11 protein-coding genes are annotated in these 17,387 nt (G+C 63.0%); 4 read left to right on the top strand and 7 right to left on the bottom strand.

Annotated elements, in window-relative coordinates:
- Nucleotides 1-180 precede the first annotated feature (180 nt).
- Together QCE79_RS03135 and metG are read left to right on the top strand one after the other, a co-directional pair.
- Nucleotides 181-837 (top strand): OmpA family protein, encoded by a 657-nt coding sequence (locus QCE79_RS03135; RefSeq protein ID WP_244827286.1) that lies wholly within the window; start codon nt 181-183, stop codon nt 835-837.
- Nucleotides 838-1,172: 335 nt separating this feature from the next.
- A complete protein-coding gene (gene metG / locus QCE79_RS03130; protein ID WP_309841785.1) occupies nt 1,173-3,329 on the top strand; it encodes a methionine--tRNA ligase in 2,157 nt (718 codons plus the stop codon).
- Nucleotides 3,330-3,432: 103 nt separating this feature from the next.
- Here the strand turns inward: metG and QCE79_RS03125 are convergent, their stop codons facing one another.
- The 7 genes from QCE79_RS03125 to QCE79_RS03095 form a co-directional block, all read right to left on the bottom strand.
- On the bottom strand, nt 3,433-4,503 hold the full coding sequence (locus QCE79_RS03125) for a fimbrial protein (RefSeq protein ID WP_309841783.1): 1,071 nt from the start codon (nt 4,501-4,503) through the stop codon (nt 3,433-3,435).
- Between the two features lie 39 nt (nt 4,504-4,542).
- A complete protein-coding gene (locus QCE79_RS03120; RefSeq protein ID WP_250491926.1) occupies nt 4,543-5,079 on the bottom strand; it encodes a fimbrial protein in 537 nt (178 codons plus the stop codon).
- 73 nt (nt 5,080-5,152) lie between these two features.
- Nucleotides 5,153-7,849 (bottom strand): fimbria/pilus outer membrane usher protein, encoded by a 2,697-nt coding sequence (locus QCE79_RS03115; protein WP_309841780.1) that lies wholly within the window; start codon nt 7,847-7,849, stop codon nt 5,153-5,155.
- A gap of 216 nt (nt 7,850-8,065) precedes the next feature.
- Nucleotides 8,066-8,809: a fimbria/pilus periplasmic chaperone gene (locus QCE79_RS03110; protein WP_309841777.1), complete on the bottom strand. Its 744-nt coding sequence runs from the start codon at nt 8,807-8,809 to the stop codon at nt 8,066-8,068.
- Between the two features lie 100 nt (nt 8,810-8,909).
- Nucleotides 8,910-9,458 carry a fimbrial protein gene (locus QCE79_RS03105; RefSeq protein ID WP_250463559.1) on the bottom strand — a complete coding sequence of 183 codons (549 nt, stop codon included), beginning with the start codon at nt 9,456-9,458 and terminating at the stop codon, nt 8,910-8,912.
- A gap of 350 nt (nt 9,459-9,808) precedes the next feature.
- Complete coding sequence (locus tag QCE79_RS03100) at nt 9,809-13,996, bottom strand: translocation/assembly module TamB domain-containing protein (RefSeq protein WP_309841772.1); 4,188 nt, start codon at nt 13,994-13,996, stop codon at nt 9,809-9,811.
- 15 nt (nt 13,997-14,011) lie between these two features.
- Entirely contained in the window at nt 14,012-15,754 is a 1,743-nt protein-coding gene (locus QCE79_RS03095; RefSeq protein WP_244827979.1) for an autotransporter assembly complex family protein, read from the bottom strand.
- Nucleotides 15,755-16,241: 487 nt separating this feature from the next.
- Here QCE79_RS03095 and QCE79_RS03090 point away from each other — a divergent pair, with 487 nt between their 5' ends.
- Nucleotides 16,242-16,430 (top strand): DUF3460 family protein, encoded by a 189-nt coding sequence (locus tag QCE79_RS03090; RefSeq protein ID WP_244827978.1) that lies wholly within the window; start codon nt 16,242-16,244, stop codon nt 16,428-16,430.
- Between the two features lie 116 nt (nt 16,431-16,546).
- Nucleotides 16,547-17,332: a ScpA family protein gene (locus QCE79_RS03085; protein WP_309845153.1), complete on the top strand. Its 786-nt coding sequence runs from the start codon at nt 16,547-16,549 to the stop codon at nt 17,330-17,332.
- Nucleotides 17,333-17,387 lie beyond the last annotated feature (55 nt).

The raw sequence follows: 17,387 nt of genomic DNA, 5'->3' as shown, positions 1-17,387 counted from the left end.
CGCGTCCCCGCGCATTGCACTATTGCGCGCGGTAATTGTTTCCGGGGATGCATCGCCACTGGCGACTGACGCGCTCTCATTTCTCATAATTGTAGAGGTTCGTCCGGACGCACGTCCGAAGACCCTTACGTACTGTCGGCGCGGCGCGCCGAATCGCTCGTTGATTCAAGGAGATCAAACATGAAGTTGAAGTTGATGACCCGTTTGTCGGTTTTCGTCGTTGCTGGCGCACTGGTCGCGGGCTGCGCGACGGAGCAGGGTAACAATGCGGCGGTCGGCACAGGCGTCGGCGCCGCGACCGGCGCTGGCCTCGGTGCGATTTTCGGCGGCGGCAAGGGCGCGGCAATCGGCGCGGCTGCAGGCGCGGCTGTCGGCGGTGTGACCGGCTACAACTGGCAAGCCATTCGCAACAAGATTTCCGGCGACTCAAAGGGCACCGGCACGCAGGTGACCGAGCAGCAAGACGGATCGCTCAAGGTCAACATCCCGAACTCGATCTCTTTCGACACCAACAGCTACGCGATCAAGCCGACGTTCGATCCGGTTCTGAACTCCGTCACGCAAACGTTGCAGCAGCATCCGGAGTTGATCGCCAACGTGATCGGCCATACGGATAACACCGGCACGGCGGCTTACAACCAGACGCTGTCGCAGAATCGCGCGCAAAGCGTGGCTTCCTATATCGCCACGCACGGTGTCGCCGGTCAGCGTCTGTCGTCGCAGGGCATGGGACAGAACCAGCCGATCGCCGACAACTCGACCGAAGCAGGCCGCGCACAAAATCGTCGCGTGGAAATTTACCTGCGCGCGACGGCACAGCCGGGCCAAGTGCAATAAATTTCTGATTTATAAGGAGAATCGGCAGATGCCGGCGCAGCGTGGCAAAGCGCGCGAAGCCGCCTGAAAAAAATTTGAAACTTGGGCGCACGGCGCGTGTCTGTCTTTACGGTAGGCGCGCGGCGAGGCCGCCACCTGCCATTCTCCTCTTGTCGTTGTTGCTCCGGGGCCCGGTTTTGGACCCCGGTTTTTTTTGGTGCGATGGTTTTCGGCTGCCGCGCCCAAGTCTCCCCGTCTCCCCGCCTCCCCGTCTTCCTTCCCCTCCCTGCTAAAATCGAAAATCGCTTTTTTTGCGTTCTTCGATCAACTTCTGCATTTCCTCCGGGCCGCGCCTTATGTCAGCACCGATTTCAGCCATCGCCACCGCCGCGCCCGCCGTCAAGAACGGCGCTCGCCAGATCCTCGTCACGTCCGCGTTGCCGTATGCGAACGGTCAGATTCATATCGGCCATATGGTCGAATACATTCAGACGGACATCTGGGTTCGGACGCTGCGCATGCATGGCCACGAGGTCTACTACGTCGGCGCCGACGATACCCACGGCACGCCCATCATGCTGCGCGCCGAAAAAGAAGGCATCACGCCGAAAGCGCTGATCGAACGCGTTTGGAAAGAGCACAAGCGCGACTTCGACAGCTTCGGCATTTCCTTCGACAACTATTATTCGACCGATGCCGAGGAAAACCGCGTCCTTTGCAACACCATCTACGCCGCGCTCCAGGAAGCGGGATTGATCGACGCGCGCGACATCGAACAGGCCTACGATCCGGTCAAGGAAATGTTCCTGCCGGACCGCTTCATCAAGGGCCAGTGCCCGAAGTGCGGCGCGAAGGACCAGTACGGCGACAATTGCGAGGTTTGCGGCTCGACTTATCAGCCCACCGAACTCATCAACCCGTATTCGGTGGTGTCGGGCGCGACGCCCATCCGCAAGATTTCCACGCATTATTTCTTCCGCCTGTCGGACCCGCGTTGCGAAGACTTCCTGCGCGGCTGGGTCGGCGGACTCGCGCAGCCCGAAGCCACGAACAAGATGCGCGAATGGCTCGGCGACAAGGGCGAGGCCAAGCTCGCCGACTGGGACATCTCGCGCGACGCGCCCTACTTCGGCTTTGAAATCCCCGGTGCGCCGGGCAAGTACTTCTACGTCTGGGTCGACGCCCCGGTCGGCTATTACGCGAGCTTCAAGAATCTCGCTGACCGTATCGGCCTGAATTTCGATGAATGGGTGAAGCCCGGTTCGAAGACCGAGCAGTACCACTTCATCGGCAAGGACATTCTGTATTTCCACACGCTCTTCTGGCCCGCGATGCTCGAATACTCCGGTCATCGCACGCCGACGAACGTGTTCGCGCACGGCTTTCTGACCGTCGACGGCGCGAAGATGTCGAAGTCGCGTGGCACGTTCATCACGGCGCAAAGCGTGATCGATACCGGCATCAATCCGGAATGGCTGCGCTACTACTTCGCGGCCAAGCTGAACAGCACGATGGAAGACATCGACCTCAACCTGGAAGACTTCCAGGCGCGCGTGAACAGCGATCTCGTCGGCAAATACGTGAATATCGCGAGCCGCGCGGCGGGCTTTCTTCTGAAGCGCTTCGACGGCCGCGTGCAGGACAGCGCGATGCAGCATCCGCTGCTTGCGCAACTGCGCGCCGCGATTCCGCAGATTGCGGGCTTCTACGAGTCACGCGAATACGGCCGCGCGCTGCGCACGACCATGGATCTCGCCGATACCGTCAACGGCTACGTCGATACCGCGAAGCCCTGGGAACAGGCGAAGGACCCGGCCAACTCGGTCGCGTTGCACGAGACTTGCAGCGTGAGTCTGGAGGCGTTCCGCCTGTTGTCGCTTGCGCTGAAGCCGGTGTTGCCGAAGCTGATCGAAGCGGTCGAGGCGTTCCTCGGCATCGCGCCGCTCGTCTGGGCGGATGCGGACATGCCGCTGTCGTCGGCCAATGCCGTGAACGCGTACAAGCATCTGACCACGCGCGTCGACCCGAAGCAGATCGAGGCCTTGCTCGCGGCGAATCGCGAGTCGTTGCAGGCGGCGCCGGAAGCGGCCGCTGCTTCTGCCGCTGCTACAAGTGCGAGTGCGGCTAAGAGCGCGGCGCCCGCCAAGAAGCAAGCGAACGAAGAGACGCCAGGCGTCATCTCCATCGACGACTTCTCGAAGATCGATCTGCGTATCGCGAAGATCGTCGATTGCAAAACGGTCGAAGGCTCCGACAAGCTCTTGCAACTGACGCTCGATATCGGCGAAGAGAAAACGCGCAATGTGTTCTCGGGTATTCGTTCGGCTTATCAGCCGCAGGATCTAATCGGCAAGCTGACCGTGATGGTCGCCAATCTCGCGCCGCGCAAGATGAAGTTCGGCCTGTCGGAAGGCATGGTGCTGGCGGCGTCCGCCGCCGACGAGAAGAAGGAGCCGGGGCTCTATATTCTCGAACCGCATGGCGGGGCCACGCCGGGAATGCGGGTGCGCTGAACGACAACCGCGACGCTCGAAACAGGAACGCCCCTCTTGATGGGCGTTTTTTTTCGGACGTCTGTCCGTGGCAAGCAACCTGAGCAGCGCTGCCCGGCGATGCCTATTGATAGATCATGGTGAGGATCATCGACGTGTTCGCCGGACCGGGCGTCACGGTACCGGTTCGGTAGTAACGCGCCTTCATCGGGATGACATAGCTGCCACCCGTGGAACTGTTATAGCCGGAGAATGCTTTCGTCGTGCTCAGCGGAAACACCGCGCCGGAGCCATCCAGTAGCTGCACGCCCACGCCCGTGGCCGACGACGAGCCATTGAGCGCCACGACGGATTGCGAACTGTTAAGCACACTGGTCGTGGGATCGATTTCATACAGGACGCCATTCATCCCCGAGGGACAATTGTTGAGGCTGATGTTGAACGGGACCGCCGCGGTAGTCGCACCGACAGACGCCATCTCCACCGGAAAATGGGTGCCGAGCGGCACCGGCACATCGGGGGTCTGGCAGGTAAGCGGGACGACCGTCACCGCCGGGACGATCAGATAAAAAGGCGTGGTGCCCGGGCTGTCCGGGACAAAATTGATCATGGAGCTTGAGCTCGCCAGCGTCTGCGCGCCCAGCACACCCGCCGCGCTCACAACGCCTGTCTTCACGAGCGCAACTGCCCAACGCCCATAGTTTTTGAGGTTGGAACCAACGGCGGTACAGGTCCAGCCCACGTAGGGCGGCCGCACGGAGGGCGACACCACGTCGAGCCAATCCGCGCCGCCACACGAACTCGGCTCGCCGTCGAACGCGATGGCCATGCCAACGCCGGGCACATTGGTCTGCAAGACCGTATAGGACGCGAGACCTGGACCCGGTGTGCTCGCAATCGTCACGCTGCTTTTCGGCCATGCGACATTCAACTTCGAATACATGCCGGAACCGGATGTCGTCGACATGGTGCACACGTAGTTGACCATCGACGTGATGCTCCAGGGCGCCAGAATGGCGCCCACCGGCAAGTCGCGCGGCACCGAAATCGTCGCGGGGAGAATGGCCTGCACACTCTGACCTCCGCCCGTGCAAGCGTCGGCCCATGCGTCCTGCATTCCGCCTGTCAAAACCAGCGCGCTCGACAAGATGATCCAAGCATATCGTCGCAGCCGGGCAAATCCGATGCCTTTCATATCGCTATTCCGTCAAAGGGTGTCGAAGTCACGCGCGCGTCAGTTGTAGGTGAAGTTGACCGTCGCCGAGGTCGTCACCGTGCCCGCTGTCATCGTTCCAAGACGATAGAACTGCGCCACCATCGGAATGGTCATGGCGTTGGTCGCGTCCACTTGGCCGCGATTGGAGGTGTTGCCAAGCGTGACGACCGTACCGGTGGTCCCGCCCGCACTGCTCGCCTGCAGCAGTTGCACGCCGGTCTGCGTCGCGGTGCCGGTGTTCTTGAGCACGCTCGGAACGGTGTCGGACTGGCCCGATACGGCCATCGATACCGTGGTGCCCGGCGTGCAGTTGGTCAGCTTCAGGCTGAACGCCGTGGGATTCATCGTCGATCCCACGCTCGGAAAGTCGAGGATATTGGCGCTGCCCAGATTGATCGTCTGATTCGCCGAAGCGGTGTCCACCGTGCAGGACGGGGGCACGATGGTGCCGGTGAAGTTGAGCGTGGCATCCGCTCCGAATGCCGAACCGGTCGCGGTGACGGCGATGGTGACGGCGAGATTAGCCAGAAGTGATCCAAGTGTGCGCATAGTCATTCAAACGTGTTCATGTTGCCGCCGCTCGTGCGGGTCTTTGTCGATTGCAGATTCATGTCGTGGAGATATCGGCTTAGTTGCAGGCTGCATCCGCGAAGGCAGTCGATGCCGCCCGGCTCCCGTCGGCTTCGGGCAACGCGTAATGCACCTTGCAACTCTGATCGGCCGCCGAGCCCCAACGGGCGATCAGATCGCCACTCGCGGCCTTGCTATACAACATCGCGCGGCTGCCCTGCGTCACGGCGCCAACGGATTCGCCGCTCGCATCCAGCACGTCCGCGCCGAACGGCACCGGCTCGCCGTTCAGACGACGCAAGCGCATGACGATTGCGCGGCCTCGGTCTTCGGTATCGAACTTCACGAGCGACACCGCGCCGGCCGTTGGTGCAAAGTGCTGCTCGGTGGTCTTGAGCTGCACGCCCATCGGCAAGCCCTTGGTGTCGATCTCCACCGCGTTCTGCGAATACGGCTGCATGCCCGCCACGGCCGCGCGGCCGGCGCCGTTCAGACGCACACCGGGCGAACTGGCAATGCGCGCTCCGGCGGCATCGTTCGCCTCGACAATCGCCAACGTGTCGCCGCTTTGCGGTGACAACACCAGACCGCCCCCGTATGCGACCACGGAACCGGACGCACCCGCGCCTGCCTGCGTGTATCCGTTGGCGCGGCCAACATTCGCGCGCAACTGCGCGACAGGCGAGAAATAGCCGACGTTGGCGCTAAGGCTGTCGCTGTGGCTGCCGGAATCACCCGATGTGTGGCCCGCGCTCACGCCGTAGTTCATCTCATAGTCCTTGCCGAGCGTGCCCGTGAAGGTTTCCTGAATCTGGTTCGTGTTGTCGCGCGAGTCGTGCGAGAAGCTCGTCGTCGAATTGGCGATGTTCGTGCCCAGATCGAGAGGAACGCTCAGCGTGAGCATCACGCGGTTGTCCCAGTTCGCGGTTGACGTGTCGAGTTCGCGCGAAGCCGAAACCCCCACGCCGACGCGCCCGACGTTCGTGTTGTAGCCGACCTGGAACGCGGTATCGTTGCCATGCTTGTTCCAGTAGTTCTGCGTGTAGCCCGATGCGTAAATGGAGCCCCACTTGTCGAGGTTCTGGTTGAGCGTGAGCTGCAGGCGACCTTTCTGGATGCCGTTGCTCATGAACGCGGTGCCCTTCGATTCGAGGTCGCGCAGGTTCATGGCGTCGCGGAACCCGAGGAAGCCGCTCGTCGAATAACGGTATGCCGCGAGCGTGACGTCGGTGTTCGTCGGCGTGAAGCTGCGCGAGAACGAAAGGCGAAGGCTCTGTCCGCTCCGGCTGCCGGATTTCGGCAGATTCGCATTGGCTTGCGTCGCGTCGAAGGCGAATGCACCGACCGACGTGTTGAGCGACGCGCCGAGCGCCGCCGAAATGTAGTCTTCGGCGACGATCGAGCCGCCATACAGCGTGACCAGGTTGTTCACGCCGTGCTGCACACCGGCCTGCACGACATACGGATGGCCCGATTCGCTCGAATTGCGATACTGGCCCGCTGCCACGTTCAAGCGCCAACGCCCCTCGCGCAGCGAATTCACGGGCGCGGCATACGGCACGGATGCAACGTGCTGGCTGCCGTCCGCTTCGGTGACGATCACCTGCAGGTCGCCGCCGTAGCCGGTCGGGTAGAGATCGTTGATCTCGAAAGGACCCGGCGCGACCGTCGTCTCGTAGATGAGATTGCCGTTTTGCTTGACCTGAACGTTCGCGTTGGTATTGGCGATTCCCCGCACGATCGGCGCATAGCCGCGCTGCGATTCGGGGTACATGCGGTCGTCGGTTGCGAGCTGCACGCCGCGCACGCCGAACGAATCGAAGATCGAGCCGTCGGTGTAGGAGTCGCCGAGCGTCAACTGGCTCTTGAGCGGAATCAGCGAGCGCTGCACATTCGTCTGCAGGCTCTGTGCATGCGTGCCGCCAAACGACGATGTCGTGACGTTGCCGTTGTAGCGAAAACGCCAGGCGTCGAAGTTGAGACCCGCCGTCACGCCCAGATAACCCTGAGTGTTCGACACGCCGCCGCCATTCGAGCGATACACGTTGGCGTTGTACTGCAAGGTCGCGGCTGGCACACCTTCGTCCCACAGCTTCGGATCGACCCAGCCGCGCGCGTTGCGGCTCATCATCGCTTGCGGCACGCTCACGTCGAGGCGCTGTTCGCCCATGTCGAAGGTGGCCGTCGCCTGCGGGATCAGGTCCGGCAGCGCCACGCCGCCCGTGCCGTTCGCGGCGTCGAGTTGCGCTAACGCGGAATCGGGCAGGCGCATGGTATCGACGCCCGCGCGCGCGAGCAGATCGCGATCGAAGACCGGGACCGCGCGATGGTCCGGCGCGCCGACATTGCGCAATGTGATGGCGGTCATGCCGAGCCACACGCCGTTCACGTACAGTGCGGCGCGGTAATTGCCGGCCAGTGCGATGTTGCCCTTGTCGAAGCGGCTGACGTCCATGACCGCCGCGCCCGCGAAGCGCAGGAAGCCCGGGTCGAACTCTACGGACTCGGGCGCGGCCGATGCGGCCGATGCCGTCGAGGTCGATGCCGTCGATGCCGTCGATGCAACCGCACCACTCGATGCAGCCTTGACATCGGACGAGGCCTGAGCCCGATCCGGCCGCACCCCGGACGATGACGAAGTGTCCATGCGAGCCGGCGTGTTCGCATCGGCCCTGGCATGCGCCGCGGCGAAGGCGAGCATCACGGCGACGCTGGTCCGACTCAGCGAGAGAGCGAACCTCGAATTCGATTCCATGCAGCGTTCATTCATATCGAGCCGGATTCGCGGGCAACACCGCTCCCCACCGATGGGAAACATCGGCATCCGGGGCTCGCTGCCTCGCGACGATTAAGTCTTGGTGTACGTGAACGCCAGGCTATTCGCGCCCGGCGTGTGGCCGACCGATGGCGAAGGAATCGACATCCTTCGCGTCGCTCGTGAATGGGTCAGATAGCCCGCATGCAGCGCGTCTTAGTGGATCGCTGCCTCGTGCTTCGTGGGACCGCCGTAGTCGTTCAAGGTCGTGAACGAGACCTGGCCGTTCGCGGTCGCCTTACCGGACAGTGGCAGCGTGAGCTCGCCACCCGGTGGCACCATGCCGCCTTCATCGAATCGGGCAGCATGTTCGCCTTCGCCCACATGAGCGTCGATGATCGTCACGTGATAAGGCGCCGGATTCGAAACCACGAGCGCGGACTTGCCACCTTGCGACGACAGCCGCCATGTGAGCTTGCCCGGTGCGTCGTCGGCGCTGCCCGGCAGACCTTGCGGGCGAAAGAAAAACTTCAGGCGCGAGCGGAACGCGAGCTGGACGTAGTTCGCGCCGGCCTGAGCTTCGGTTGGCTTCGGCGGCACTTCCAGCATGTTGAACCAGAGCAGGGTTTCGCGATCTTTCGGCAGCGCTTCGCCGGTATAGGCGATACGGACGGTCTGCGCCTTGCCCGGGTCGATACGCGCAAACGGCGGCGTGAGCACAAATGGAAGATCGATCTGAGCCGGATCGACCTTGGGATCGCCCTTGTCGAGCCACACCTGCGTCAAGGCCGGCGATTTTCCCGCGTTGGACAGCTTAAGCGTCACTTCGCTATCCGTGGCGTTGTACACCACGCGCGTGCCCGCGACGACGACGGACGCATTGGCTGCAAACGGCAGGATCGCAACGAGAGCGAGCACACCCGCTGTCACTGCGCTAAAAACGACTTTTCGGAAACTCATGACATTCAACAAAATTTGCGGTGACGCGATGACTCGACCCCGCGCGCCGTGCGAGGGTTAAACGAAGACGCCGCGAGGGCGTCCTCGTTTGCGAATCGATTTACTGATAGACCATCGAGTAGGTCACCTGGCTCGTCACCGTGCCCGCGGTTGCGGCGCCCATCGGCGAGCTGTACTGCGCTGCGTATTGCAGGCTTGCGCTGCCGCTCGTGATTGCAACGTCTTGCGACTGCTGCGCACCGTCGGCCTTGCTCACGTCAATGGCTTGGGCCGAGCCGTTGTAGTCCAGCAACTGGACTTCGACGTTGGTCGCCGTGCCGTTGTTCTTCAGGTTGCCGTCGGCCAGCGTGTTCGCGCCGTATTCCCAAAACGTGTGCACGTTGCCCGTGGCCGGCGTGCAGTTGGACAGCGCAATGTTGAAGCCGGTGGCGCCCGCGGTCGAGCCGGCGTCCGTCAGTTCCGCTGCGGCAAGCGCCGGCAGCGTCACGGTGAAGTTGTTGCCCTGAGCATTGCCGCTTACCGTGCACGTGTTGGCCGTCAGCTCTCCGTTGATGGTCAGCGTGCCACCGTTACCTGCCGGTGCGGCGTGCGCGGCAGCGCCTGCGAGAGACATGGACACCGCGACCAGCGGAAGAATGATCTTCTTCATAATAAGTATTCCTTAGTCGTCACCTGAGTGACTGAGCCCGATTTGAAAATTCGTCAGGTCGCGTCGTGAACAATTCATACTCGCTTCCTGACGAAAGGCTGAGTATGCTGACTCGGGCCATGCGAACGATTAGGAACACGCTTAAAACTACAAAGTTCCTACATAAATCGTTGATGTAACGCATCCATATTGAGAATGTTCTTGCGGATTTTCCCGCGCTTTGAGAACGATCAGATCAGAAGCGGACTTTGGGATCAGCAATAGGGCATCAGTTACGGGTGCGGCGTAAAAATAAAAAGGGGCACGCGATCGACTCGCATGCCCCTCTCCCCTTACGTCTTCAAAGCGATCTACTCCGTGGTCGACTCCACCTCGGATGCCGCCGCGGCCGACGAAGCCGCCGCCCGCTCCGACCGCGTGGGCGTCGTCGACGAAAAGAGCCGCATCCACGAATTGAAGCGCCGTGTGTAAGACAGATCGACGCCCTGGAACGTCCCGCCATACGCCGTCACCGACCAGAATCGCGACAGGCTCAGTGTCGCCTTGATCGCGTTGCTGGCCGATTGCAGACCCTGCTCGTAGCCAATCACCAGCCGCTCGTTGATGGCCTTGGCGATCATCACCACTTGCGGATCGGTCAGGCCCACTTCGCTCGAACCGATGGTGAATTCATCCAGCCCGAAGGTCTGCGCAATACGCTTGCCGCCCGTGCTGCCGAGCAACGCGAGTGCGCTCGTCATTGCGCTCTGCTGGCCGACGTTATTGCCCTGATCCGTGCCATGACCGAACAAGAGCCACGAGAGCTTTTCGTTGTCAGGCACGCTCGGTTCGGAAATGAGTTTGGCCACGGGCGCCTGCACCGTGCCCGTCACCTGCACGCCCGCCTCGACTTCCTGATTGCGCCGCATCGCGAGGACATTGATGCCGGGGTTCGCCACCGGTCCGTTGAACGTGAAGAAGCCATTCTCGATGTTGAGCTTGCGCCCGAACGCCGTGTAACTCGAACCCGGCGTCGTTACGCGCACATTGCCGACCGCGCGCAGCGGCATGTTCGGCGCGCTCGTCACACTGATGACGCCGGCAAGCCCGAGATCCGCGCCGGCGCCCTTGAAGCGAAAGCGCTGCCCCAGGTCGATGTCGATATTCGCCCGCGGCGTGAACGGTCCAACCGGTTTTTCCGTTGCGGCCACCGTCTGCTTCGTCGTGTTTTCGCCCTTGATGGTGCCATCGGGACGTTCGATGACCACGTCGTCGCCGAGCGATGGCGCGCCGGATTCCGGCAAGTCGAACAGCGCGTGATCGACGGTGAACTTGCCGTTGATCGCCATGCCGCCCTGCAATCCCGCGTTCGCGATACTCGCGCTGCCCGAAAGCGACAATTGCCGGTCGGGCGAGGCGAACAGTTCCAGCTTGTCCGCGATGATGCTCGCGGTGAGGTCCGGCTGTGCCTGATCGAGCCGCACCTTGCCCGTCGCGCGCAACGTGCCGCTCGCGCCGTGGAACTCCACCTGCTGGAAGTCCACCAGATTCTCCGACAGCGCAATGCGAATGATGCCGTCCTTCAACTGAACGCCCTGATCGACGACCGTCGCCGAAAGATTGTCGCCCGTCAGCGACCCAGACAGATTCGGCTTGGCGACGATCCCCGCGATGCTCAACTTGAGCGCAAGCTTGCCGCCCAGCAGATAGCTCGGGCCGAGCAGCCCGCCGGTGGTGCGCAGTTCGGGGATATTCGCGTTGATCGCGCCGGAAAGCGGCGCTTCGTCGACCACGGTCAGCATGCCGTCGCGATTGGCGAGCGGCGTGTGCGCGTTGGCTTCGATCACGCCGATGCGCGTCGCCTGCGCGCGCAGCGTCGCGTTGAGCGTATTGCCGTTGGAGAAATCGGCGCGCGCCGAGATGTCGTTGATGCCGAGCGCCGAGACGCCACGGGTGCCTTCCACGGTCACATCGCCGCTGCGGCGCTTGATCTGCGCATAACCCGTCGCCGTGGCGCCGAGCGAGAAGTTCCAGTCGCCATCGAAGACGAGGTCGGTGCGGATCGGCGGCTCCTCGCCCGTCATTTCCTGACGCACGGCCAGAAGCCGCGGCACCGAGAGATTCGTCAACGTGCCGGCCGACTGGATGCGGCCGTGATCGAGCGCGAACGACTTGAGATTGAGCGCCGCGCCTTCCGCGACGAGCCGCGTCGCGCCGAGCACGAGCCTGGCCGGACCGTAGCTCACGGTCAGCGGCTGTTCGAGGTTGACCGACGGCGTGCCCTTGTTGGTGAGCTTCGTGATCGTGCCGTCCCAATGCGGGCCGTCGGCGGCATCGGTGAACTTGCCGTTCGCGCCGAGCGCGAGATTCACCGGCTGCCCCTGAACCTTGCCGGTCGCGGTCACGTCGAGCGTGTGATGCATGCGTGTGCCGTTGAGGTTCGCATCGAGCGTGGCGACTTCGATGCCCGAGGTGCTCGCATCGCGCGCTTTCAGCGTGAAGACGAGCGCGCCGTTCGAGCCATCGCGAATGTCCGCGCGACCTTCCGCATGACCGAGGCGGTTCGCGCCGAACACGACGCCATCGGCCTGATAATTCGCCGCCACGTTCGGATGCGCAATCGAGCCGGTCAGATCGCCGTCCGCCTTCACCGTCCCCGCGAGACCGAAGCCGAGGCGCTCGAGTTGCGGCGCATCGACGCGAAAACGCAGCCGGTCGCCGGGCGCGCCGAAACTGCCGTTCAGATCGACATCGTTGCCCGCGACAGACAACTTGGCCGCGCTTGGCAAGAGCCGCATGCCCGCCAGTTGCACCGTGCCTTCGCCGGTGAGCGGCAAGTTGTCGTACATGCTGTCGGCGAGTTTGAAGGTCGCCTTGGTGGTGAGTTCGGGCGCGAGTCTGCCGGATGCGGCCAGCGTGCCGTTCACGCGCGCCTCGATCACGCGCGCGGGCGCGGGCTTCTTCTGCGTGCCTTTCCTGACGGGCGCGGGCTTCGGCTGAAGCAACTGCTGCGTGAGCAGAAGCGGATTGAAGTCGATGAATTTCGCCTTCAGGTCATAGCTCGAATTCGTATCTTTCTTGAGCACACCGTTCGCTTCGACGCGACCCTTGCCGACGGTCAGCTTGACTTCGTCGAGCGCGGTCTGCTTCGGGTCGAGCTTCACCTTGGCTTGCGCGCGGATCGCCGCTTTCGGATCGTTCAGGTTGGCGGTGACGGTTTGCGTATCGCCCGCAAGCACGACGCTGATCGGCCCGGAAAAATCGGTCGGACGCACGCTCGCTTCGATTGCGTTGAGGTCGAGCTTCGCCACCTTGAGGTCGAACTTGCCGTCGCCGCCCTTGAGCGAGCCGCCACCCGTCACGGTCGCGTCTTTCACGAGACGCACGTTTAGATCGGTGATGCTTTGCGCGGAGGCATCGAGCCGCACGTTGGCGTGCGCGTCGATGAGCGGCAGCAGCTTCTTGTCGATGGCGCCCGGCTTCGCGTTGACGATCGACACCGGCCCGCTCACCACGAAGCCCGGCGCGTTCTCGACCGGCTTCACTTCGGCGCTCACGGCGAGGTCGGCGAACGGCGCGCCCGGGCTGAACGCTTGCGGATTGACGTGATCGACATTGACGATGGCGAGCTTGAGCGGCACGTCGCCGAACGGCAGCGCTTCGACATACGCGCGGCCGTTGAGCTTCATGCCGCTGGCGTCGATGTCGGCAATGAGGTCTTCCAGCGAGCCCGATAATCGCGCGCCCACCTGCACCGCTTCGCCGTTTAGCTTGCCGGTGTAGCCGGCATCGCCGGAAAGTGGGAACGGACGCGCGCCGCCGTCGAGTTTCGCGGATGCCGTCACCGCGCCGAACGGCGTGTCGAGCCGCTGCACCGTCGCCTGATGATGCTGCCCGTCGCTGCCGCCGTTAAAGAGCAGGCGCGAGAATTCGGTGGTCGTCGCACCCTGATGCAACCGCAGCTTTTCCACGCTCAGGTCGCGGATGGCAAGCTGGATCGGCAGGCGCAAATCCTTCGGCAGTTCCGTTTTCGTCGACTTTTCTTGCGAAGGCGCGATGCGCGCGTCGATGGTGCCGACATGCAGATAATCGATGGTAAAGCGCAGCGGCTCGCGCGTGAGCGCCCAGCGTCCCGAAACGCTGTCGACCGCTATGTCCGTGCCCTTGCCGTCGGGACTCTTCCAGTGGACATCGCGCAGACTCGCGCCGGTGGCGATAGCGCCGCCATCGAGCTTGCCGGTCAGCTGACCCTTGAGCAGCGATGTCGCCGCCTGCCACGCGTAACGCGTGCCGCGCTCGGTGTTGAGCACAAACAACACGGTGCCGATGGCAAGCACGACGATCAGAACGATGACCAGCGCGAGCACGCCCAACCAGCGCATGAAACGCCTGAAGCCGCCGCGGCGCGGCTTTTTATCGTCGCCGGAACCGCCGCTGCCGCCGTTATTGCCGCCGCCCGCGTCAGCATCGGACGCAACGACGCCGCCCGCTTCATCCCAACGCGGCTCGTCCTTGCTTCCTTGTGCGCTCGATTCCGTCATGCCCTTGATATCCACCATCGCTCGTGCGCCCGTTCAGAACGCAATGCCGAGCGTCAGATACGGCTTGATGCTCTTGTTCTTGAGCCCGTAGGCCACGTCCACGTTGACCGGCCCGACCGGACTGCGCCAGCGCGCGCCGACGCCCACGCCCGGCTGGAAGACGCGCTCGCTCCAGGTATCCGTCGCCGTGCCGATGTCGAAGAACACCGCGCCGCCCCAATCGTGCGTGAACCAGTGCTGATACTCGCTGCTGCCCGTCACCATGTACTTGGTCGGCAAGATCGATCCCGCCACATTGTTGCCGATACTCAGATAGCTATACCCGCGCACCGAATTCGCGCCGCCCGCGCGAAACAGCAGGGACGCCGGCACGCCGCTCGACGGCCCGCTCGTGAACACGCCGCCGAATTCCGCGCGAAACACGAAGAGATCGTTCTTCGTGATCGGCAGATACTGCAGCGCGTTGGTGTAGAGACGCGCAAAGGTCTGATCGGTCATCAAGCCTTTCACCGCGAAGCTTGCTTCCGCGCGAATGATGTTGCCGCGACGCGGAAACAGCGGATCGTCGACATCGCGGCGCACCCACGTCCACGCGGGCACGAGCGCGCGCGCCGTCGACGGATTCGGCTCGTTTTGCGTGATGCGGTCGTCGTAGAAAGCGAGCGAATACGTCGTGTCGATGTTCTGCGTCGAACGCGAGCGCTGCACGCCCACGCGTCCGCTATAAATCTTTGTGCTCGATACGTCGGTGATGGTGTAGGAGCCGAACACCGCGTTGACCCAGCCGCGCGAATCGGGCGGCATCGCGAGTTGCACGCGGCCGTACTGCTGCGTCTGATCGAGCCGGCCGGAAATGGTGAACGGATAGGCCGCGTTGAACGTATTCAGATAGCTGTAGGCGCCCTGCACGTGAAAGCCGGTATCGGTCGCATAACCCACACCGTAGCGGATGCTGTTGTACGGATACTCGCTCACCTTCAGATGCACCGGCGTTTCGAGCGGCTTGTTGACGTCGTTGTCCGCGTCGATGGCCACGCTCGCGTAATACGGCGTGTTCTGCACCTGGCGTTGCAGTTCGTTCACGCGCGAGACGTCGTAGATCTCGCCCGGATGAATCGGGTTCACGTTGTCGATGATCTTTTCCGGATAGCGCTTCGTGCCGCTGATATCGAGCTTGCCGAATGTGAAGGTCGGACCGCTGTCGAAGGTCACGGAGAGATCGGCGAGGTGCGCGCGCGGATTGATGCGCGCCTGCGAGCGCACGATTTTCGCGCCGAGATAGCGCCGCGACTGGAGCGCGCGCAACGCGGCGTTCTTGGCGTCGTCCCACGCGCCTTGCGAGAACGGATCGCCTTCGTTCACTGAAAACGCGAAACGCGCGGCGTTCTCCTGATTGCGGTCTTCGGTCGTCACCGCGCCCGTGAAATGCAGTTGCACGGAGGCGATCTTCGTTTGCGGACCTGGATCGACGCTGACGGTCACCTTGCGCTTGTCGCCATCGGTCGTCACGTCGGTGCGCACGACCGGCGTGAAATAGCCTTCGGTCGCGACGAGGTCGCGCACGTCCTTCGGCGCGGCGGTGACGAGGAACTGGAACTGGTCGTCGCTGACGTCGTCGCGCTTGGCGAAGCGCGACAGATCGAGATGGTCCTTCAGCAGCTTCTTGACGCTGCGCGGCGCGTCGATGTCGATGTCGTACTTGGCGAACGCAGGCCAAGCGGCCGCCAGGAGCGCACATGCCACGAAGCTGCGCAGGGCAGCCGGCAAGCGCTTCATTCCGGGCGACGTGGACATCGCCATGTGCGGCCGTTTCGGCGGACAGGCGCGCAACGCGCGCAGCGGATCAAACGAACGCCCCGCCAAACGTGACCTCCGGCATCTGAATGAATGAGACTGAAAGATGAACCTCGAACGCGCGGCTGCAATGCGATGAGCCGGTCACGGCGCGCAGGCGCTATTTCACCACAGCTTCGCATGGGAACCGAGCACGGATGTGCAACGGCGGCTTGCGGCGGTGTGGTTTGCCGCGTGCCGTCCGCGGACCGCTGCCGGGCGCGCTGTCGTGCGGCTTTGGACGGTCAGACGCTCGCGGGGTTCCGCGGGTTCCAATAATCGCTTACGTGACAGCCCAAGTCCCATGCGTTACCGCTTCACGCTTGCTGTAAAATCCCGGAGATCGAACCCAGTGCCGCGCGGCATCGGCGCCAGCAAAGGCTGCCGGGCGCGTCCTCCCTACTCACCGCATCGAGCCAACGGAAAACCGATCATGTACCAGTCGGACATCACCCAGTTCATCAATCAGTTGAAAAGCCAGAAGCCGACGCTCGAAGACGAACAGCGTCGCGGCCGCGCGCTCCTGTGGGACAAGCAGCCGGTCGACCTCGACGAACGCGAACGCCAGCAAAAGGCGCGCGTGAACCAGACGCCATACGTCTACTACCAGAACTTCTGAACGTGAGTACAGCCGGCCGCGAGCCGCAGTCGCCCCGCCGTCAGGCCCCGGACGACTCGCGAGATGAACGGGCCGCCGCGCTCGCCAAGCCTGCGACCGACTCGACGCCCGACACCATCGACGGCGTCGCTTTCGCGCATCTCTACGGCGAGCCGCTCTGGAAGCTGCCGACGGATCTATACATTCCGCCGGACGCGCTCGAAATCTTTCTCGAAGCGTTCGAAGGCCCGCTCGACCTGCTGCTCTACCTCATCCGCAAGCAAAATTTCAACGTGCTCGACATTCCGATGGCGGATGTCACCGCGCAATATCTCGGCTATGTCGATCAGATTCGCGAGTCGAATCTCGAACTCGCGTCGGAATATCTGCTGATGGCGGCCATGCTCATCGAGATCAAGTCGCGCATGCTGCTGCCGGTCAAGAAGGCCGACACCGGCGAGGACGCCGAAGACCCGCGCGCCGAACTCGTGCGCCGCTTGCTGGAATACGAGCAGATGAAGCTCGCCGCGCAACGTATCGACCAGTTGCCGCAACTCGGCCGCGACTTCCTGCGCGCGGACGTCTATATCGAGCAGGCGTCGGCGCAACGCTTCCCCGACGTCGACATGAACGACCTGCGCTCCGCCTGGGCCGATGTCATCAAGCGCGCGAAGCTCGTTCAGCATCACCGGATTTCGCGGGAAGAACTCTCGGTGCGCGAGCATATGAGCGTAATCCTGCGGCGCCTGCAGCATGCGCGCTTCATGGAGTTCTCCGAGCTATTCGATCCCACGCGCGGCGTACCGGTGGTCGTGGTGAACTTCATCGCCATGCTGGAGTTGTCGCGCGAATCGCTGATCGAAATCACTCAGGCCGAGCCTTTTGCGCCCATTTACGTGAGACTCGCGTACTCTCCCGCTTAAAAGCATTTTCTCTACCCTTGCCTCGGTGCGGCCTGTTGCTGCCGCCCGCCAGGAG

The sequence above is a fragment of the Caballeronia sp. LZ003 genome (genome assembly GCF_031451465.1).
Classification (GTDB): domain Bacteria; phylum Pseudomonadota; class Gammaproteobacteria; order Burkholderiales; family Burkholderiaceae; genus Caballeronia.
The sequence above is the reverse complement of the archived record's forward strand: the minus strand, read 5'-3'. Positions and strand labels throughout refer to the sequence as shown.

Coding starts and splice junctions, on each gene's coding strand:
- QCE79_RS03135 (WP_244827286.1), top strand. CDS start 181: ATGAAGTTGAAGTTGATGACCCGTTTGTCGGTTTTCGTCGTTGCTGGC.
- metG (WP_309841785.1), top strand. CDS start 1,173: ATGTCAGCACCGATTTCAGCCATCGCCACCGCCGCGCCCGCCGTCAAG.
- QCE79_RS03125 (WP_309841783.1), bottom strand. CDS start 4,503: ATGAAAGGCATCGGATTTGCCCGGCTGCGACGATATGCTTGGATCATC.
- QCE79_RS03120 (WP_250491926.1), bottom strand. CDS start 5,079: ATGACTATGCGCACACTTGGATCACTTCTGGCTAATCTCGCCGTCACC.
- QCE79_RS03115 (WP_309841780.1), bottom strand. CDS start 7,849: ATGGAATCGAATTCGAGGTTCGCTCTCTCGCTGAGTCGGACCAGCGTC.
- QCE79_RS03110 (WP_309841777.1), bottom strand. CDS start 8,809: ATGAGTTTCCGAAAAGTCGTTTTTAGCGCAGTGACAGCGGGTGTGCTC.
- QCE79_RS03105 (WP_250463559.1), bottom strand. CDS start 9,458: ATGAAGAAGATCATTCTTCCGCTGGTCGCGGTGTCCATGTCTCTCGCA.
- QCE79_RS03100 (WP_309841772.1), bottom strand. CDS start 13,996: ATGGTGGATATCAAGGGCATGACGGAATCGAGCGCACAAGGAAGCAAG.
- QCE79_RS03095 (WP_244827979.1), bottom strand. CDS start 15,754: ATGAAGCGCTTGCCGGCTGCCCTGCGCAGCTTCGTGGCATGTGCGCTC.